Source organism: Streptomyces sp. NPDC047017 (genome assembly GCF_040644175.1).
In the GTDB taxonomy this organism is placed as follows: domain Bacteria; phylum Actinomycetota; class Actinomycetes; order Streptomycetales; family Streptomycetaceae; genus Streptomyces.
Map to the genome: position 1 here is coordinate 134,332 of NZ_JBEYVW010000016.1, position 19,405 is coordinate 153,736.

General features: G+C 72.1%; 17 protein-coding genes. 2 read left to right on the forward strand and 15 right to left on the reverse strand.

Translation table 11 applies throughout. The annotated features are described in order from the left end of the window. The first annotated feature begins 38 nt into the window (after positions 1 to 38). Positions 39 to 1,268: a DUF349 domain-containing protein gene (locus ABZ858_RS25825; RefSeq protein ID WP_361383118.1), complete on the forward strand. Its 1,230-nt coding sequence runs from the start codon at positions 39 to 41 to the stop codon at positions 1,266 to 1,268. A 113-nt stretch (positions 1,269 to 1,381) separates the two neighbouring features. Here ABZ858_RS25825 and relA read toward each other — a convergent pair whose 3' ends face one another. The 15 genes from relA to pgsA form a co-directional block, all read right to left on the reverse strand. Continuing rightward, complete coding sequence (gene relA, locus ABZ858_RS25830) at positions 1,382 to 3,892, reverse strand: GTP pyrophosphokinase (RefSeq protein WP_361383121.1); 2,511 nt, start codon at positions 3,890 to 3,892, stop codon at positions 1,382 to 1,384. A 198-nt stretch (positions 3,893 to 4,090) separates the two neighbouring features. Further along, positions 4,091 to 4,630, reverse strand: coding sequence for an adenine phosphoribosyltransferase (locus ABZ858_RS25835; protein ID WP_361383124.1), 540 nt, complete (start codon positions 4,628 to 4,630; stop codon positions 4,091 to 4,093). Beyond that, positions 4,627 to 5,736, reverse strand: a complete 1,110-nt coding sequence (gene secF, locus ABZ858_RS25840; RefSeq protein WP_361383127.1) for a protein translocase subunit SecF — start codon at positions 5,734 to 5,736, stop codon at positions 4,627 to 4,629. The genes ABZ858_RS25835 and secF overlap by 4 nt, the downstream gene beginning before the upstream one ends. Positions 5,737 to 5,739: 3 nt before the next feature. Beyond that, positions 5,740 to 7,515 carry a protein translocase subunit SecD gene (gene secD / locus ABZ858_RS25845; protein WP_361383130.1) on the reverse strand — a complete coding sequence of 592 codons (1,776 nt, stop codon included), beginning with the start codon at positions 7,513 to 7,515 and terminating at the stop codon, positions 5,740 to 5,742. Positions 7,516 to 7,648: 133 nt separating this feature from the next. Then, positions 7,649 to 8,134, reverse strand: a complete 486-nt coding sequence (yajC, locus tag ABZ858_RS25850) for a preprotein translocase subunit YajC (protein ID WP_361383133.1) — start codon at positions 8,132 to 8,134, stop codon at positions 7,649 to 7,651. A 164-nt stretch (positions 8,135 to 8,298) separates the two neighbouring features. Further along, positions 8,299 to 9,369: a Holliday junction branch migration DNA helicase RuvB gene (gene ruvB, locus ABZ858_RS25855; protein ID WP_361383136.1), complete on the reverse strand. Its 1,071-nt coding sequence runs from the start codon at positions 9,367 to 9,369 to the stop codon at positions 8,299 to 8,301. Between the two features lie 33 nt (positions 9,370 to 9,402). Then, positions 9,403 to 10,008: a Holliday junction branch migration protein RuvA gene (ruvA, locus tag ABZ858_RS25860; RefSeq protein WP_361383139.1), complete on the reverse strand. Its 606-nt coding sequence runs from the start codon at positions 10,006 to 10,008 to the stop codon at positions 9,403 to 9,405. Continuing rightward, a complete protein-coding gene (ruvC, locus tag ABZ858_RS25865; RefSeq protein ID WP_361383142.1) occupies positions 10,005 to 10,574 on the reverse strand; it encodes a crossover junction endodeoxyribonuclease RuvC in 570 nt (189 codons plus the stop codon). Before ruvC ends, ruvA begins: the two co-directional genes overlap by 4 nt. A 112-nt stretch (positions 10,575 to 10,686) precedes the next feature. Continuing rightward, the gene (locus ABZ858_RS25870; RefSeq protein ID WP_361383145.1) at positions 10,687 to 11,439 is read right to left on the reverse strand and encodes a YebC/PmpR family DNA-binding transcriptional regulator; all 753 of its coding nucleotides are present in this window, start codon (positions 11,437 to 11,439) and stop codon (positions 10,687 to 10,689) included. Between the two features lie 78 nt (positions 11,440 to 11,517). Continuing rightward, positions 11,518 to 12,129, reverse strand: a complete 612-nt coding sequence (pdxT, locus tag ABZ858_RS25875) for a pyridoxal 5'-phosphate synthase glutaminase subunit PdxT (protein ID WP_361383148.1) — start codon at positions 12,127 to 12,129, stop codon at positions 11,518 to 11,520. Positions 12,130 to 12,136: 7 nt separating this feature from the next. After that, a complete protein-coding gene (pdxS, locus tag ABZ858_RS25880; RefSeq protein WP_244204326.1) occupies positions 12,137 to 12,985 on the reverse strand; it encodes a pyridoxal 5'-phosphate synthase lyase subunit PdxS in 849 nt (282 codons plus the stop codon). A gap of 260 nt (positions 12,986 to 13,245) precedes the next feature. Beyond that, positions 13,246 to 13,788 (reverse strand): hypothetical protein, encoded by a 543-nt coding sequence (locus ABZ858_RS25885; protein ID WP_361383150.1) that lies wholly within the window; start codon positions 13,786 to 13,788, stop codon positions 13,246 to 13,248. A gap of 272 nt (positions 13,789 to 14,060) precedes the next feature. Beyond that, on the reverse strand, positions 14,061 to 15,224 hold the full coding sequence (locus ABZ858_RS25890) for a glycosyltransferase family 4 protein (RefSeq protein WP_361383153.1): 1,164 nt from the start codon (positions 15,222 to 15,224) through the stop codon (positions 14,061 to 14,063). After that, positions 15,221 to 16,141, reverse strand: coding sequence for a phosphatidylinositol mannoside acyltransferase (locus tag ABZ858_RS25895; RefSeq protein WP_361383156.1), 921 nt, complete (start codon positions 16,139 to 16,141; stop codon positions 15,221 to 15,223). Before ABZ858_RS25895 ends, ABZ858_RS25890 begins: the two co-directional genes overlap by 4 nt. Then, positions 16,138 to 16,869: a phosphatidylinositol phosphate synthase gene (gene pgsA, locus ABZ858_RS25900; protein WP_361383311.1), complete on the reverse strand. Its 732-nt coding sequence runs from the start codon at positions 16,867 to 16,869 to the stop codon at positions 16,138 to 16,140. The genes ABZ858_RS25895 and pgsA overlap by 4 nt, the downstream gene beginning before the upstream one ends. A gap of 228 nt (positions 16,870 to 17,097) precedes the next feature. Here pgsA and ABZ858_RS25905 point away from each other — a divergent pair, with 228 nt between their 5' ends. Continuing rightward, positions 17,098 to 19,296: an elongation factor G-like protein EF-G2 gene (locus ABZ858_RS25905; RefSeq protein WP_361383159.1), complete on the forward strand. Its 2,199-nt coding sequence runs from the start codon at positions 17,098 to 17,100 to the stop codon at positions 19,294 to 19,296. The last annotated feature ends 109 nt before the right edge of the window (positions 19,297 to 19,405 follow it).

Genomic DNA, 19,405 nt, shown 5'->3' on the forward strand with positions numbered 1-19,405 from the left:
TCGAAGCCCCTTCGCAGGCATCATGTGGAGGAGGCGCTGTGAGCAGCGACCCGTGGGGCCGCGTCGACGAGACGGGGACCGTGTACGTGCGAACGGCCGACGGCGAGCAGGTCGTCGGTTCCTGGCAGGCCGGCTCCCCCGAGGAGGCGTTGGCCTACTTCGAACGCAAGTACGAGGGCCTGGTGGTCGAGATCGGCCTCCTCGAAAAGCGCGTGCGGACCACCGACCTGTCGGCGAAGGACGCCCAGGCCGCCATCGACCACCTTCGCGAACAGCTCGACGCGCACCACGCGGTCGGAGACCTGGCGGCGCTGCGCGCGAGGCTGGACAAGCTGGTCGAGTCCGTCGAGTCGCGGCGCGAGGAGCGCAAGGCCCAGCGCGCCCGGCAGGCCGACGAGGCCCGGCACTCCAAGGAGGCGCTGGTCACCGAGGCGGAGGAGCTGGCCCGCTCCGACCAGTGGCGGGCGGCCGGTGAGCGGCTGCGCGCGCTGGTGGACACCTGGAAGGGGCTGCCCCGCCTCGACCGCAAGTCCGACGACGAGCTGTGGCACCGCTTCTCGCACGCCCGGTCGGCGTTCTCCAAGCGGCGCAAGGCGCACTTCGCGCAGCTGGACGCGCAGCGCGAGGAGGCCCGCAGGACCAAGGAGCGGCTGGTCGGCGAGGCCGAGGCGCTGTCGGGCTCGACGGACTGGGGGGTCACGGCGGCCCGCTACCGCGAGCTGATGGCGGAGTGGAAGGCCGCGGGCCGCGCCCAGCGCGAGCACGAGGACGACCTGTGGAACCGCTTCCGCGGCGCCCAGGACGTGTTCTTCGCCGCCCGCGGCTCGGTCTTCGCCGAGCGGGACGCCGAGCAGTCGGAGAACCTGAAGCTCAAGGAGGAGCTGGCCGAGGAGGCCGAGAAGCTGCTGCCGGTCTCGGACCTGAAGGCCGCCCGGGCCGCCTTCCGCTCGATCAACGAGCGCTGGGAGGCCATCGGCCATGTGCCGCGCGACGCCCGCCCCCGGGTGGAGGGCCGCATGCACACGGTCGAGCGGGCCCTGCAGGAGGCCGAGGAGAGCGAGTGGCGCCGGACGAACCCGGAGGCACGCGCGCGTGCCGAGGGTCTGACCGGTCAGCTCCAGGCGGCCGTGGACAAGCTCCAGGGCCAGATCGAGCAGGCCCGCGCCCAGGGCAACACCGCCAGGGCCGACAAGCTCGCCCGCGAACTGGAGGGCCGCCAGGCACTCCTGGACCAGGCGCTCAAGGGCCTGCAGGAGTTCGGCGGCTAGGCGCAGGGCAAGAGCACCGCAGCCGGACGCCGGGAGGGCCCCGTACACGCCGTACGGGGCCCTCCCGGCGTTCTCTCGTGCGCCGCTAGGCCATGGTGCGCGCCGAGGCGCCGCTACGTCCGGTTGCGCGCCGAGGTGACCCGGTAGACGTCGTAGACGCCCTCCACGCCGCGCACCGCGCGCAGGACGTGGCCCAGGTGCTTGGGGTCGCCCATCTCGAAGGTGAAGCGAGAGGTGGCGACGCGGTCGCGGGAGGTCTGGACGGCCGCGGAGAGGATGTTGACATGCTGGTCGGACAGGACGCGGGTGACGTCCGAGAGCAGCCGGGAGCGGTCCAGGGCCTCGACCTGTATGGCGACCAGGAAGACCGAGGACTGGGTGGGCGCCCACTCGACGTCCAGGATGCGTTCGGGTTCGCGGGAGAGCGAGTCCACGTTGACGCAGTCGCTGCGGTGCACCGATACGCCGCTGCCGCGGGTGACGAACCCGATGATCGGGTCGCCGGGCACCGGCGTGCAGCAGCGGGCCAGCTTGACCCACACGTCGTCGACGCCCTTGACGACGACGCCCGGGTCCGCGCTGGAGCGGCGCTTGCGGCCGCGCCCGCGCGCGGGCGGCATGCTCTCGTCGATCTCCTCGGTGGCGGCCTCCTCGCCGCCGAGGGCCTGGACGAGCTTCTGCACGATGTTCTGCGCCGAGACATGCCCCTCGCCGATCGCCGCGTACAGCGCGGAGATGTCCGAGTAGCGCATCTCGTGGGCGAGGGTGACCAGGGAGTCGCCGGTCAGGATGCGCTGGATCGGCAGGTTCTGCTTGCGCATCGCGCGGACGATGGCGTCCTTGCCCTGCTCGATCGCCTCGTCGCGGCGCTCCTTGGAGAACCAGGCCCGGATCTTGTTGCGGGCACGCGGCGACTTGACGAAGCCGAGCCAGTCGCGTGAGGGCCCGGCGCCGGCCGCCTTGGAGGTGAAGACCTCCACCAGGTCGCCGTTGTCCAGGGTGGACTCCAGCGGCACCAGACGGCCGTTGACGCGGGCTCCTATGGTGCGGTGGCCGACCTCCGTGTGCACGGCGTACGCGAAGTCGACGGGGGTGGCGCCGGCCGGGAGCGCTATCACGTCGCCCTTGGGCGTGAAGACGAAGACCTCGTTGCGGGAGAGGTCGAAGCGCAGCGACTCCAGGAACTCGCCGGGGTCCTCGGTCTCCTTCTGCCAGTCCAGGAGCTGCCGCAGCCACGCCATGTCGTTGATGGCGTCCTTGTCCTTCGCGGACGACTTGGGCGCGTCGGTGCGGACCTTGGAGGCACCGGCGACGGCCTCCTGCTTGTACTTCCAGTGCGCGGCGATGCCGTACTCGGCGCGGCGGTGCATGTCGAAGGTGCGGATCTGGAGTTCGACCGGCTTGCCGTTGGGGCCGATGACCGTCGTGTGCAGCGACTGGTACATGTTGAACTTGGGCATCGCGATGTAGTCCTTGAACCGGCCGGGGACCGGGTTCCATCGCGCGTGCACGGTGCCGAGGGCGGCGTAGCAGTCGCGGACCGTGTCGACCAGGACGCGGATGCCCACCAGGTCGTAGATCTCCGCGAAGTCGCGGCCGCGGACGATCATCTTCTGGTAGACGCTGTAGTAGTGCTTGGGGCGGCCGGTGACGGTGGCCTTGATGCGGGCGGCGCGCAGGTCGGACTGGACCTCGTCGGTGACGACCGCCAGGTACTCGTCGCGCTTGGGGGCGCGCTCGGCGACCAGGCGGACGATCTCGTCGTACATCTTGGGGTAGAGGATCGCGAAGGCGAGGTCCTCCAGCTCCCACTTGATGGTGTTCATGCCCAGGCGGTGGGCGAGCGGCGCGTAGATCTCCAGGGTCTCGCGCGCCTTCTTCTCCTGCTTCTCGCGCTTGAGATAGCGCATGGTGCGCATGTTGTGCAGGCGGTCGGCGAGCTTGATGACCAGGACGCGCGGGTCCTTGGCCATGGCGACGACCATCTTGCGCACGGTCTCCGCCTGCGCGGCCTCACCGAACTTGACCTTGTCCAGCTTGGTGACGCCGTCCACGAGCAGCGCGACGACGTCGCCGAAGTCCCGGCGCAGGTCGTCCAGGCCGTACTCGGTGTCCTCGACGGTGTCGTGCAGCAGGCCCGCCATGAGCGTGGCCGGGTCCATGCCCAGCTCGGCGAGGATGGTGGTGACGGCGAGCGGATGCGTGATGTACGGGTCGCCGCTCTTGCGCTTCTGGCCGCGGTGCCAGCGCTCGGCGACCTGATAGGCGCGCTCGATCTGGCGCAGCGTGGCCGTCTCGATCTTCGGGTCGTTGCTGCGCACTATCCGCAGCAGCGGCTCGAGGACCGGGTTGTACGGGTTGGCGCGCTGCACGCCGAGGCGGGCGAGCCGGGCGCGGACGCGGTTGGAGGAGCCGGAGCGCGCGCCCTGGCCGGCGGCGGCGCGCACGGGTGCGGGTTTGGGACGCGAGGCCGCCGCGGGCTTCTCCACGGGCGCGGACGGGGCGTGCTCGACCGCCCCGCGGGTGTCGTTCTTCTCGTTCGACACGTTCGGCGCGGGTTTCGCCGCGGCTGCCGAGGCGGACTCGGGCTTGGCGGCGGTCAGTGGCTGGGCCTCGTCTGGCAAGAGGGCTCCTCGTGCGCGATCCGGGTCCCCGGTCAGGCTCCGGAGGTCCCATGGTAGCGATCCCGGGCCCCGGGATCGCCTCCAGCCCGATGAGCGGGCCGTACTCCGGAGAAAACACACAAGACGGGCACCGGATTCCTCCGGGCCCGTCCGTGCGGTGTACGGCGTGCGGTGCGGTGTGCGGTGTGCGGCCTGGGGTCAGACCTGGAGCAGCGCCTCCAGCGGGGCGCCGGCCAGGGCCGGTTCCAGCCGGGCGCGGCCGCCCAGGAAGCCCAGCTCCATCAGCACGGCCAGGCCCGCGACCTGGGCGCCCGCCCGGCGGATGAGCTGGAGGGACGCCTCGGCGGTGCCGCCGGTGGCCAGCACGTCGTCGACGACCAGGACCCGGTCGCCGGCGCTCAGGTCCTCCGCGTGGACCTCGATCTCCGCCGAGCCGTACTCCAGGTCGTACGCCTGGCTCAGGGTCGCTCCGGGGAGCTTGCCCGCCTTGCGGACGGGGATGAAGCCGAGGCCCGCGCGGACGGCGACCGGGGCACCGAGGATGAACCCGCGGGCCTCCAGGCCGACGATCTTCGTCGCGCCCTCGCGGGTGGCGATCTCCGCCAGCGTGCCGGTGAGGGCGGTGAAGGCCGCCGGGTCCGCCAGGAGCGGGGTGATGTCCTTGAACACCACGCCCGGCTCCGGGTGGTCGGCCACGTCGCGGATGCGGCTGAGCAGCAGCTCCTGGAGGCCGGTCATCGGCGCTTCCCGGAGGGGCGGCCCCGGCCGCGGCCGCGGGAGGCGGGCTGGTTGCGCGGGCCGACCACGGCGGGCGCGGCGTCCTCGGACTCGTCCTCGAACGGCCCGTCGTCCGCCGCGTCCACCGGCTCGCCCTGGGTCTGGGCCCGCTTGGCCAGGACGCGCTTCCTGAGCGCCTTCATCTGCGGCTCGCGTTCCTTGAGGTCGGCGACGAGCGGCGTGGCGATGAAGATCGAGGAGTACGCGCCGGCCGCGAGGCCGACGAACAGCGACAGCGAGATGTCGTTGAGCATGCCCGCGCCGAGCACGCCGCCGCCGATGAACAGCAGGCCCGCCACCGGCAGCAGCGCGACCACCGTGGTGTTGATGGACCGCATCAGCGTGCCGTTGATGGAGCGGTTGGCCAGGTCGCTGTAGGTCCAGCGGGTCTGCCGGGTGATGTCCCTCGTCTGCTCCTTGAGGCTGTCGAAGACGACGACCGTGTCGTAGAGCGAGTAACCGAGGATGGTCAGCAGGCCGATCACCGTGCCGGGCGTGACCTCGAAGCCGACGAGGGCGTAGATGCCGGTGGTGATCGTGATGTCGTGGATCAGGGCGACCAGCGCGGCCACGGCCATGCGCCACTCGAAGGCGATGGCCAGGTAGATCACGACCAGCACCATGAAGATCGCCAGGCCCTCCCAGGCCTTGTCGGCGATCTGCTCGCCCCAGCTGGGGCCGACCAGGTCGGCGTTGATCTGCTCCGCGTTGACCTTGAGGTCCTTGGCGAGCGTGGTCTTGATCTCATCGGACTTGTCGGTGTCGATGCCGGCGATCTGGATGCGCAGGCTGCCGTCACCGAGCTTCTGCACCACCGCGTCGTGGCCCGAGGCGTCCTTGGCGTACGTCTCGGCCTGGGCGACCGAGGCGCTCATGTGCTTGGGCGAGGTGAAGACCGCTCCGCCCTGGAACTCGATGCCCATGTTCAGGCCGCGCACCGCCAGGCCGAGGATGGCCGTGATGGTGATCAGGATCGAGATGCCGTACCAGATCTTGCGGTTCTTGACGAAGTCGTAGCCGACCTCGCCACGGTGCAGTCGGGCGCCGATGCTGCCGATCTTCGACATCGCTCACGCCTCCTTCGTGTCGACGGGGCGGGCGGGGCGGCGGGTACGGCGCAGCGGCGCCTTGGCACCCAGGGCCTTCGGGTCCAGGCCGGACCACTTGTGGCCGTTCGCGAAGAACTTCCTACGGGCCAGGATCGTCATCACCGGCTTGGTGAACAGGAAGACGACGACCACGTCGAGCAGGGTGGTCAGACCGAGGGTGAAGGCGAAGCCCTGAACCTTGCCGACGGTGACGATGAAGAGCACCGCGGCGGCCAGGAACGACACGAAGTCGGAGACCAGGATGGTGCGCCGGGCCCGGGGCCAGGCGCGCTCCACGGCCGGGCGCAGCGTGCGGCCCTCGCGGATCTCGTCCCTGATGCGTTCGAAGAACACGATGAACGAGTCCGCGGTGATGCCGATGGCCACGATCGCGCCGCACACGGCCGGCAGGTTCAGCGCGAAGCCGATGGCCGGGCCGAGCAGCGCCATGATCACGTAGGTGAGGACCGCGGAGACCAGCAGCGAGGGGATCGCGATGATCGACAGACCGCGGTAGAAGATCAGCAGGTAGACGACGACCAGGGCGAGGCCGATGGCGCCCGCGATCAGGCCGGCGTGCAGCTGGTCGCCGCCGAGCGCGGCGGTGACCGTGGTGACGCTGTCCTCCTTGAAGGTCAGCGGCAGGGCGCCGTAGGACAGCATGTTGGCGAGGTCCTGCGCCTCCTGCTGGCCGAAGTGACCGGTGATCTCCGCGTTGCCGCCGGTCAGCGCCTCGTTGACGTACGGGTCGGAGACGACGTTGCCGTCCAGGACGATGGCGAACTGGTTCTGCGGCTGCTGGTTCTTGGCCAGCGTGCCGGTGATGTCCGCGAACTTCTTGGCGCCCTTGGAGGTGAACTCCATGGTAACGGTCCAGCCCGAGCCGTTCTGGGTGTTGAAGACGGCCTGGGACTTCTTGACGTCGGTGCCGTCCACGGCGGCGGGGCCGAGGATGTACTTCTGCCACTGGTTCTGCGAGTTCTTGCCGCAGGCCAGGACCGGGTCGGTCGCCAGGGTGTTCTGGCCGATCGCGGTGCGGGTCTTCTCGTCGGTGCAGTCCAGCTTGGCGTACTGCGCCTGGAGCTTGGCGGTCGCGTCGCCGCCGCTCGCCGGCGGGGACGCGCTGGAGGACGCCTTCGGGCTGCCCGACGCCTTCGGGGTGGACGAGGCGCTCCCGGAGGGGGTGGCGTCGGCCTTGAGGCCGTCGGTGACGGCGCGGCCCTGCTTGGACGCGGTCGCCGTCGGGCTCGGGGAGCCGGAGGCGGCCTTGTCGCCGGTCTTGTCCGTGGCCTTGTCGCCGGGCTTGCCGGAGGCGCTGGAGGACGGTGTCGGCGACGGGCTGGCGGCGCCGGAGACGTCGGTGGCGAGGACCGGGCGGAAGTACAGCTTGGCGGTGGTGCCGACCTGCTTGCGGGCCTGCTCGGAGTTGGTGCCCTTGGGGATGTTGACGATGATGTTGCGATCGCCCTGGGTCTGGACCTCGGCCTCCGAGACACCCATGCCGTTGACACGGCGGTTCATGATGTCGACCGCGGTGTCCATGTTGGCCTTGTTGACCGCGGACTCGTGACCGCGCTCGGGGACCGCCCGCAGGGTGATGCTCGTACCGCCGGCCAGGTCGATGCCGAGGCGCGGGGTGGTGTGTCCGGAGGCGAACATGCCCCCGGTGAGCGCCACGATGGCGATCAGGATGAGGGCCAGCGAGCGCCATGGCTTGCTCTGAGCGCTGGCGCTCCGGCCCTTCTTGGGTGCTGCCACCTTCTCGTACTCCCTCTCGGGCCGCTCCGCGCCGGGTGGGCCCGGTGAGCGGCCATGACATGGTGTCGGGAATCCCCCGCGAAGTCGACACGTCCCAGGGCGCACGGATGGTGCCGCACGCCCTGGGTGATGGCTACTTCGACTCGGAGTCGCCTTCGGTCTTCTTCGGCGCGTCGTCCGGCTTCGCCTCGGCGGGGGCGTCGGCCGGCTCCTCGGCCGCGTCCTTCTTGCCGAGGTCGACCTTGTCGGCGGAGGCGTCGGCGGCGGGCTCGTCGGTCCCGGTGAGGGAGGAGGCGTCGTCGGGGACGAGGTCGGCGTCGGACTTCAGGTCGTGCTCGATGCCGTGGACGATGCGGTTGTACTCGTCGTCGGACAGCACGGTCGCGATCGAGTTCTTGGCGAAGAGCAGCTCCACGCCCGGCCCGGCGTCAAGGAGGACCGTGTCGTCGTTGACCTCCTTGACCGTCGCGTACATGCCGCCGATGGTGCGGATTCCGCTGCCGGGCTGCATCTGGTTCCGCATGGTGGCGGCCTGCTGCTGCTTGCGCTTGGCCGACCGGGTCATCAGGAACATGGCCCCGATGAGCACGATGAACGGGAGGATGGTCACGAGACTCACGGGTCGGAACTTCCTTCACACGACCGCGATGGGGAGCGGCCTGATGGTTGGGGGATTGCGTGCCGTCGGCAAGGGCGGCATCGGCGGAGTCTAAGGGAGTCCGCGCGCAGGGAACAACGCTCAGCATGGCACCTGGGTTCCTGCCCGGGTCAATGCCGGCCTCCTCACGCCCCGAACAGGCCCTGTTGTCCGTTTCCCCCGGTTGACGAGCGGGGCGGGGTGAGGCCGAGATGTTCCCAGGCCGCCGGTGTGGCCACCCGTCCGCGCGGGGTGCGGGCGAGCAGTCCCTCGCGCACGAGGAAGGGCTCGGCGACCTCCTCCACTGTCTCACGCTCCTCCCCCACCGCCACGGCGAGCGTGGACAGGCCGACGGGGCCGCCGCCGAACAGCTTCAGCAGGGCCTGCAGCACCGCCCGGTCCAGCCGGTCGAGGCCGCGGGCGTCGACCTCGTACACCGCGAGGGCCGCCGCGGCGATCTCGCGGGTGACGACGCCGTCCGCCTTGACCTGCGCGTAGTCGCGCACCCGGCGCAGCAGGCGGTTGGCGATGCGGGGCGTGCCGCGGGAGCGGCCGGCGATCTCGGCGGCGCCCTCGGTCTCGATCCCGACGTCGAGCAGGGCGGCCGAGCGGTGCACGACGCGCTCCAGCTCGGCCGGGCCGTAGAACTCCATGTGCGCGGTGAAGCCGAAGCGGTCGCGCAGCGGGGGCGGCAGCAGGCCCGCGCGGGTGGTGGCGCCGACCAGGGTGAAGGGGGGCAGCTCCAGCGGGATGGCGGTGGCGCCGGGGCCCTTGCCGACGATCACGTCGACGCGGAAGTCCTCCATCGCCATGTAGAGCATCTCCTCGGCGGGCCGCGACATGCGGTGGATCTCGTCGAGGAAGAGGACCTCGCCCTCCTGGAGCGAGGACAGGATGGCGGCGAGGTCGCCGGCGTGCTGGATGGCGGGGCCGGAGGTGATGCGGATGGGGGCGCCCATCTCGGCCGCGATGATCATCGAGAGGGTGGTCTTGCCGAGGCCGGGGGCGCCGGAGAGCAGGACGTGGTCGGCGGTGGCGCCGCGCGCGCGGGCGGCGCGCAGCACCAGGTCGAGCTGCTCGCGGACCTTCTCCTGGCCGATGAACTCGCCCAGGTCCTTGGGGCGCAGGGCGGCCTCGACGGCCTGGTCCTCACGGTCGGCGACAGAGCCCACCAGCCGCTCTGCGGCGGCGGGGTCGGTCGTCTCGTCCCAGTTCACTGCGGGTCTCCTCGCGGGGGTGGCGCCGGTGCGTCAGCGGGCTCGGTTCAGGGTCTGCAGGGCGGCCTTGAGCAGCTGCCCGACCTGGGGCGCGCCGCCGGCGGCCTCGGCCTGCGGCGTCACCGCGGTGACGGCCTCGTCGGCCTCGCGGGTGGCGTAGCCCAGGCCGATGAGCGCGGCGTGCAGCTGGTCGCGCCAGCCCTGGGTGACCGGTGCGCCGACGGCGGGCGCGCCGAGCGGTTCGCCGAGCCGGTCCTTCAGTTCGATGAGCAGCTTCTGGGCGCCCTTCTTGCCGATGCCGGGGACGGCGGTGAGCGCCTTCTCGTCGCCGGTGGCGACCGCGCGGCGCAGTGCGTCGGGGCTGTGCACGGCGAGCATGGCCTGGGCCAGGCGCGGTCCGACGCCGCTGGCGGTCTGCAGCAGCTCGAAGGTCTGGCGTTCGTCGTCGTCCGCGAAGCCGTACAGGGTCAGGGAGTCCTCGCGGACGACCAGGGAGGTGTGCACCTTGGCGGCCTGGCCGACGCGCAGCGTCGACAGTGTGTTCGGAGCGCACTGGAGGGCCATGCCGACGCCGCCGACCTCGATCACCGCGGTGTCGGGGGCGAGGGCGGCGACCGTGCCGCTGACGAAGGCGATCATGCCGTACGGCCTTTCGGTGTCGTCGGGGCTCCGGCCGGTGTCACCGGGGCCTTGGCCGTGTGCCGGGCGACGGCCTGCTGGAGCCGGTTCTGCGCGGGGGCGCGCCAGATGTGGCAGATGGCGAGGGCGAGGGCGTCGGCCGCGTCGGCGGGCCTGGGGGGCGCGGCGAGCCGCAGCAGGCGGGTGACCATGGCGCCCACCTGGGCCTTGTCGGCGCGGCCGCTGCCGGTGACGGCGGCCTTGACCTCGCTGGGGGTGTGCAGGGCGACGGGGATGCCGCGGCGGGAGGCGCACAGGATGGCGACGGCGCTGGCCTGGGCGGTGCCCATGACCGTGCGCACATTGTGCTGGCTGAAGACGCGCTCCACCGCGACGAACTCCGGGCGGTGCTCGTCCAGCCACTGCTCGATGCCCTGTTCGACGGCGACCAGGCGGTGCCCGAGGTCGGCGTCGGCGGGGGTGCGCACGACACCGACGCCGATCATGGTCAGCGGCCGGCCCGCGACGCCCTCCACGACGCCGACCCCGCAGCGGGTCAGCCCCGGGTCCACCCCCAGTACGCGCACGCGCCTTCCCTTCGATCGCCTGTCCGTGCAGGCTATCGGGTGCCACTGACAACGGCGGCGGGCCGGGGGACGTGTCCCTCCGGCCCGCCGCGGTCGCCGTGCGTGCGCGATGTCAGGCGTCGACCTTCTCCATGACCTCGTCGCTGACGTCGAAGTTGGCGAAGACGTTCTGCACGTCGTCGCTGTCCTCCAGGGCGTCGATCAGCTTGAAGATCTTCTTGGCGCCCTCCTCGTCCAGCTCGACCTGCATGGTCGGGACGAAGTTGGCGTCGGCGGAGTCGTAGTCGATGCCGGCGTCCTGGAGGGCGGTGCGGACCGCGACCAGGTCGGTGGCCTCGCTGATGACCTCGAAGGTCTCACCGAGGTCGTTGACCTCCTCGGCACCGGCGTCCAGGACGGCGCCCAGGACGTCGTCCTCGGTCAGCTCGCCCTTGGGGACGATCACCACGCCCTTGCGGTTGAACAGGTACGACACCGAGCCGGGGTCGGCCATGGAGCCGCCGTTGCGGGTCATGGCGACGCGGACGTCGGAGGCGGCGCGGTTGCGGTTGTCGGTGAGGCACTCGATGAGCACCGCGACGCCGTTCGGCCCGTAGCCCTCGTACATGATCGTCTCGTAGTCGGCGCCGCCGGCTTCGAGACCGCCGCCGCGCTTGACGGCCGAGTCGATGTTCTTGTTGGGCACCGACTGCTTCTTCGCCTTCTGCACGGCGTCGTACAGCGTCGGGTTGCCCTCCAGGTCGACGCCGCCCATACGCGCCGCGACCTCGATGTTCTTGATCAGCTTCGCGAAGAGCTTGCCACGCTTGGCGTCGATGACGGCCTTCTTGTGCTTCGTCGTAGCCCATTTAGAGTGGCCGGACATCTGCCTGTCTCCTTCGCGTAAACCATCCTGTACGAACGCTCCCGGGCCTGGGGCAGCCGGGAGGTACCCCCGCAGATCCTACAAGGACTCCGCCGCCCGTATCGCGCGCACCATGTCGACGAACAGGGCGTGCACACGGTGGTCGCCCGTCAGTTCCGGGTGGAACGACGTGGCCAGCGCGTTGCCCTGGCGGACCGCGACGATGTGGCCGTCGTGCTCGGCGAGCACCTCGGCCCCGGCGCCGACGGACTCGACCCAGGGGGCGCGGATGAACACACCCTCCACAGGGTCGCCCTCGACGCCGCGGACGTCCACGGAAGCCTCGAAGGACTCGTTCTGCCGGCCGAAGGCGTTGCGGCGCACGATCATGTCGATGCCGCCGACGGTCTCCTGGCCCGAGCGCGGGTCGAGGATCTTGTCGGCGAGCATGATCATGCCGGCGCAGGTGCCGTAGACGGGCATGCCGTCGCGCACCCGCGCGCGCAGGGGGTCCATCACGCCGAAGAGGACGGCGAGCTTGGAGATGGTGGTGGACTCGCCGCCGGGCAGGACCAGGCCGTCCACCTCGGCGAGTTCTTCGGGGCGCCGGACCGGCCTGGCCACGGCGTCGGCCGCGGCCAGGGCGATGAGGTGCTCCCGTACGTCGCCCTGGAGGGCCAGGACGCCGATGACAGGTGCTTCGCTGCTCATGGAGTGGTTACCAGCCGCGGTTGGCGTAGCGCTCGGTCTCGGGGAGGGTGTCGCAGTTGATGCCGACCATGGCCTCACCGAGGTTGCGGGACGCGTCCGCGATGATCTTCGGGTCGTCGTAGAAGGTGGTGGCCTTGACGATGGCGGCGGCGCGCTTGGCCGGGTCGCCGGACTTGAAGATGCCGGAGCCGACGAAGACGCCCTCGGCGCCGAGCTGGCGCATCAGCGCGGCGTCGGCCGGGGTGGCCACCCCGCCGGCGGAGAACAGCACGACCGGGAGCTTGCCCAGCTCGGCGACCTCGCGGACCAGCTCGTAGGGGGCGCGCAGCTCCTTGGCGGCGGCGTACAGCTCGTTGTTGTCGAAGCCGCGCAGCCTGGCGATCTCGTTCTTGATCTGGCGCAGGTGGCGGACGGCCTCGACGACGTTGCCGGTGCCGGCCTCGCCCTTGGAGCGGATCATCGCGGCGCCCTCGGCGATGCGGCGCAGGGCCTCACCGAGGTTGGTGGCGCCGCACACGAAGGGGGTGGTGAAGGCCCACTTGTCGGAGTGGTTGACCTCGTCGGCCGGGGTGAGGACCTCGGACTCGTCGATGTAGTCCACGCCGAGCGACTGCAGGACCTGGGCCTCGACGAAGTGGCCGATGCGGGACTTGGCCATGACGGGGATCGAGACGGCGTCGATGATGCCCTCGATCATGTCCGGGTCGGACATGCGGGCCACGCCGCCGTCCTTGCGGATGTCGGCCGGGACCCGCTCCAGGGCCATGACGGCGACGGCGCCCGCGTCCTCGGCGATCTTCGCCTGCTCCGGCGTGACGACGTCCATGATCACGCCGCCCTTGAGCTGCTCGGCCATGCCGCGCTTCACGCGGGCGGTGCCGGTCTCGGGGGTCTGGGCGGAGTCGGGAAGCGTGGTGGACACGGGTGACCTCACTCGGGGTGAAAAGAGGGGGTTGGTGCATCCCCGAGGAAACGCGAGTGGACCAGTCCACGGCAAGGGCCAATGGAAAGCGGGTGGATCCTTTTCGGCCCGGTCCGGTTCCGCGCGTGGGGGTTCGACGGCCGCGCACCTGCCGCGCGTCGGGTCCCGACGCCCGACCACCTGCCGCGCGGCGGCTACGCCACCCGTTCGACCAGGGCCGCCGGCGGCTCGTCGTCCATCTCGAAGGCCAGCGGGAACGGGGCGTGCCCGGCCAGCCGGAACCAGCGGACCTTGCGGTGTTCGCGCAGCCTGCGGGCCGCGCCCACGGCGTCGTTGTGGAAGCGGCGGGCCATGGGCACTCTGCGCACGGCCTCCGCCAGCTCGTGCGCCGCCTCCTCCCCGCCGGGGGCCTCGCGGACCGCCTCCACCTGCTGCGCCTCGGCGAACACGGCCCGCAGCGCCTGGCTCAGTTCGCTCTCGGCGACCTCGCGCTGGTCCTCCTCGGACTGCCGGGCGGCGTGCGCGGCCTCGTAGAGCACGATCGAGGCGGCCGGGTCGAGCACCCCGGAGGTGGCCAGTTCCTGGGCCACGGAGGCGCGGCGCAGCAACTGCGCGTCGAGCGCGGCACGGGCGGCGTCGATCCGGGCGTGCAGCCGGTCGAGGCGTCCCGCCGTCCAGCTCAGGTACAGCCCGATGACGACGAGCGCGACGAGGATCCAGATGAGCGTTGCGGTCACGGGCGGCAAGGCTACCGGGGCGGGGCGGGGGTCCTGGAGGACAGCCGGGTCGGACCGCTGCCGGCGGTGCCCCGGGGGACGGTGGGGTTGGGTGATCGGTACTGGTGGAAGGTGCCGGCGCCTGGTCCCGGCGGCCGGTGCCGCCACAGGTGGCGGCGGTCGCCCGGACGGGAGCCGCCGGTGTCCGGGCGACCCACACCGCCCGAGCCCCGGGCCCCCAGCCTGCCCCGCTAGGAACTTGCGGCTGGCCCCCGCCCGCCCCCCGCCCCCCGTCAGTCCCGGGCCAGCCCCAGCCGGGCCCGCAGGCCCGTCGCGCGGTCGTCCGCCGCCACCGCCGCGGCGCCCGCGGTGACCGTCTCGTAGACGGAGAGGATGTCCGCGCCGACGGTGGACCAGTCGAAGCGGCGGACGTGGGCGCTGCCGCGCTCGCGCAGTTCGGCGCGGCGTTCGGGGTCGGCTAGCAGGCGTACGGCGGCGTCGGCGAGGGCGTCGGCGTCCTCGTTGGCGAAGAGTTCGCCGGCCTTGCCCTGGTCGAGGACCTGGGCGAAGGCGTCCAGGTCGGAGGCGAGGACCGGGGCGCCCGCGGACATCGCCTCGACCAGGATGATGCCGAAGCTCTCGCCGCCGGTGTTGGGCGCGACGTAGAGGTCGACGCTGCGCAGGAAGCGGGCCTTGTCCTCGTCGCTGACCATGCCGAGGAACTCCACGCGCGGGCGCAGTTCCCTCGGCAGCGAGCGCACGGCCTCCTCCTCGTCGCCGCGGCCGGCCACCAGGAGCCGGGTCCGCGGGCGGGCGGCGAGGATCTTCGGCAGGGCCCGCATCAGCACGGGCAGGCCCTTGCGGGGCTCGTCGATGCGCCCTATGAAGCCGATCGTGTCGCCCTGCCACTCGGGGCGCGGCTCGGCCCGGGCGAAGAAGTCGACGTCGACGCCGTTGGGGATGACCACCGCGTCGCCGCCCAGGTGCTCGACGAGGGTGCGCCGGGCGTACTCGCTCACCGCGATCCGGGCGCTGATCTTCTCCAGGGCCGCCTGGAGGATGGCGTACGCGGCGACCATCGCGCGCGAGCGCGGGTTGGAGGTGTGGAAGGTGGCGACGATCGGACCCTGCGCCGCCCAGCAGGTGAGCAGGCCCAGCGACGGCGAGGTCGGCTCGTGGATGTGGATCACGTCGAAGCGGCCCTCGTGCAGCCAGCGCCGCACCCGGGCCGCGGACAGGAAGCCGAAGTTCAGCCGGGCCACCGAGCCGTTGTAGGGCACCGGGACCGCGCGGCCGGCCGAGACGACGTACGGCGGCAGCGGGGTGTCGTCGTCGGCGGGGGCGAGGACCGACACCTCGTGGCCGAGGCGGATGAAGTACTCCGCCAGGTCGCGGATGTGGAACTGGACGCCGCCGGGGACGTCCCAGGAGTACGGGCAGACGATGCCGATCCTCACGCGCGCTCCCCGTCGCCCGCCGGGCGGGGTTCCAGGTCGGCGAGCCACAGCCGCTGGAGCATGTGCCAGTCCTCCGGGTGGTCGGCGATCCCCGAGGCGAAGGCGTCGGCCAGCGCCTGGGTCATGACGGACGTCTTCTCCGCCCGCGTACCCGACTCGGGTACGTCCACCGGGGGGTGGACGCGGCCCTGCATGACGGGCGAGTCGTCGTACCAGAGGGTGACGGGCAGCAGCAGGGCCCCGGTCTGCTGGGCCAGGAGGGCGGGGCCGGCCGGCATGCGGGCGCTCTCGCCGAAGAAGGCCACCTCCACGCCGGAGGCGGACAGGTCCCGGTCGGCGACCAGGCAGACCAGGCCGCCGGCGCGCAGCCGCCGGGCCAGCGCGCCGAACGCGGAGCCGCCGCTGTGCGGCAGCACCTCCATGCCCAGGCCCTCGCGGTAGGCGACGAAGCGGTCGTAGAGCGTCTCGGGCTTGAGGCGTTCGGCGACCGTGGTGAACGGGGTGTTCAGCTCGGTGGTGACCCAGGCGCCCGCCAGGTCCCAGTTGGCCAGGTGCGGCAGGGCCAGGATGACGCCCCGGCCGGAGGCCAGGCCGTCGGTGAGGTGGTGCACGTCCTTGGGGGCGAAGCCGGTACGGACCCGCTCGGGGCTCCAGGCGGGCAGCCGGAAGGACTCCATCCAGTAGCGCAGGTAGGACCGCATGCCCGCGCGGGAGAGTTCCGCCAGCCGCTCGGGGGTCGCGTCGGGCACCACGCGCGCGTAGTTGCCCTCCAGCCGCAGCACGCCCTTGCCGCGCCGTTTCCAGGCGAGGTCGGCGACGGTGCGGCCGAGCCGTACGGCGGCCGGCTCGGGGAGCTTCTTGACGGTGCTCCAGCCCAGGCCGTAGAGGGTGTCGGTGAGACGCTCCGCGGCGCTCATGCCGACGCCCCGCTCCCCTGGTTCTCCTGGCGGGCCGCCTCGGCGTCCGCCTCGGCCGACTCGCGGCGGACGGTGACGACCCGCTGGACCAGCGTGACCAGGCTGCCGGCGGCGACGATCCACAGCGCGACGGGCAGCAGGTACTGGATGCCGGGCACACCGAACTTGTGCAGGCCCGCGAAACCGGCCGCGACCAGCGAGATCACCAGCCGCTCGGCCCGCTCGACCAGCCCGTTGACGGCGACCGGCAGCCCGATCGCCTCGCCGCGCGCCTTGGTGTACGACACCACCTGGCCGCTGGCCAGGCAGAAGATCGACACCGCGCACAGCATGTTGTCGTCGCCGCTGCCCGCGTACCAGAGCGCGAAGCCGCCGAAGATCGCGCCGTCGGCGACCCGGTCCAGGGTGGAGTCCAGGAAGGCGCCCCAGCGGCTGGAGCGGCCCAGCTGGCGGGCCATGTTGCCGTCGACGAGGTCGGAGAACACGAACAGCGTGATCACGACCGTGCCCCAGAAGAACTCGCCCCGGGGGTAGAAGACCAGCGCGCCCGCCACCACTCCGGCGGTGCCCAGGAGCGTGACCGTGTCGGGGCTCACGCCCCGGCGGATGAGAAACGCGGCGAACGGTGTGAGGACACGCGTGAAGAATGCACGCGCGTACTTGTTCAGCATGGCCTTCCCGAGGGTCGGTGTCGCCGGGCGGCCCCTGCTGGCCACCGGCTGGCCCATCGTAGTCACGCGCGCGCGTGCGTGACGTCCGGGCACCCGAGGGGCCCGTCCGGGACCGGCTCCCCGGGGTGCGGGCAGCGGCGGCGGACCGGGATCGGGTCGTTCGTATGGACGCGGCATGGAGGGAGTGCAAAGCTCGAATGACCGCGGGCGTCGCAGGAGCCGCCAGTGACGCGGCGCCGCGTGTCCGCGCCCACAGTGACCTCACCGTCAACGGGAGGCAGGATCATGGGCGACAAGGCGCACACACATCCCGGAGCCGCCGGCAGGGCAGTGGCGGCCGACCGTCCCGCGTCCATACGGAACGTGGTGCTGGTCGGCCACTCCGGATCGGGAAAGACGACCTTGGTGGAGGCTCTCGCGCAGACGGCGGGGGCGGTGAACCGGGCGGGCCGCGTCGAGGACGGCGGCTGTGTCTCGGACTACGACGAGATCGAACGCCGCCAGCAGCGCTCGGTCCAGCTCTCCCTGGTGCCCGTCGACTGGGACGGCATCAAGATCAACCTGCTGGACACCCCCGGCTACGCGGACTTCGTCGGGGAGCTGCGGGCCGGCCTGCGGGCCGCCGACGCGGCCCTGTTCGTGGTCTCGGCCGCCGACGGCGTGGACGGCTCGACCCGCATGGTGTGGGAGGAGTGCGCGGCCGTCGGCATGCCCCGGGCCATCGTGATCACGCATCTGGAGTCGGCCCGCTCCGACTTCGAGGAGATGACCCGGGTGTGCGCCGAGGCGTTCGGCGCCGACGACCCCGACGCCGTGCTGCCCCTGTACCTGCCGCTGCACGGCCCCGCGGGCCCCGACGGGCACGCGCCCGTGACCGGCCTGGTCGGCCTGCTGACGCAGAAGCTGTTCGACTACGCGTCCGGGGAGCGCAAGGAGTCCGAGCCGGGCGGGGACGAGCTGCCGCGGATGGACGAGGCGCGCGGCCGGCTCATCGAGGGGATCATCTCCGAGAGCGAGGACGAGACCCTCATGGACCGCTATCTCGGCGGTGAACCGGTCGACGTGGACACCCTGATCAAGGATCTGGAACGGGCCGTGGCCCGCGGGGTGTTCTTCCCGGTGCTGGCCGCCGCCCCCGCCGTCGAGGGCGCCCGGCAGGGCATCGGCACGGTGGAGCTGCTCGAACTGGTCACCCGCGGCTTCCCGACCCCGCTGGAGCGCGCGGCGCCCGCCGTCACCACGGTGGACGGCAGGCCGCGCGAGCTGGCCCCGTGCGACCCGGCCGGGCCGCTGGCCGCCGAGGTCGTCAAGACCGCCTCCGACCCCTACGTCGGCCGGGTCTCCCTGGTCCGCGTCTTCTCCGGCACCCTGCGCCCCGAGCAGACGGTGCACGTCTCCGGGCACGGTCTCGCCGACCGGGGCCACGAGGACCACGACGTCGACGAGCGGATCGGCGCGCTGGCCACACCCTTCGGCAAGCAGCAGCGCCCGGTGACGCACGCGGTCGCCGGCGATCTGGTGTGCGTGGCGAAGCTGGGCCGGGCCGAGACCGGCGACACCCTCTCCGCCAAGGACGACCCGCTGCTGATGGCGCCGTGGGAGATGCCCGACCCGCTGCTGCCGCTCGCCATCCAGGCACACAGCAAGGCCGACGAGGACAAGCTCTCCCAGGGGCTGGCCCGGCTGGTCGCCGAGGACCCGACGATGCGCCTGGAGCAGAACCAGGACACCCATCAGGTGGTGCTGTGGTGCCTGGGCGAGGCCCACGCCGACGTGGCCCTGGAGCGGCTGCGCAGCCGCTACGGCGTCCAGGTCGACGTCGTAGCGCACCGGGTGGCCCTGCGGGAGACGTTCGCGAACAAGGCGGCGGGCCGGGGCCGGCACGTCAAGCAGTCCGGCGGGCACGGGCAGTACGCCATCTGCGAGATCGAGGTGGAACCGCTGCCGGGCGGCTCGGGCATCGAGTTCGTCGACAAGGTGGTGGGCGGGGCCGTGCCCCGGCAGTTCATCCCGTCGGTGGAGAAGGGCGTACGGGCCCAGGCCGCCAGGGGGGTCGCCTCCGGCCACCCGCTGATCGACGTCCGCGTCACGCTCCTGGACGGCAAGGCGCACTCGGTGGACTCCTCCGACGCCGCCTTCCAGACCGCGGGCGCGCTGGCGCTGCGGGAGGCGGCCGCCGAGGCGCGGATCCATCTCCTGGAACCGGTGGCCGAGGTGAGCGTCCTGGTCGGCGACGACTACGTGGGCGCCGTGATGAGCGACCTGTCCGGGCGGCGCGGCCGGGTGCTGGGCACCGAGCAGGTGGGCGAGGGGCGCACGCTCGTACGGGCCGAGGTGCCCGAGATCGAGATCGGCCGCTACGCCATCGACCTGCGGTCCCTGTCGCACGGCACGGCCCGCTTCGACCGCCGCTACGTGCGGCACGAACCGATGCCGCCGCAGGTCGCCGACCGGCTCCGGCAGCAGGAGCGCGAAGCGTCCTGACCGGCGCGCCGGGCGCACGACGGGGCGCGGGGCGCGCTCGGTGGCAGGGCTCCGCGCCCCGAAGAGGCGGGCGGCTTCGGCCGTCCGCCTCCGCGCGCCGGTGGGTGCG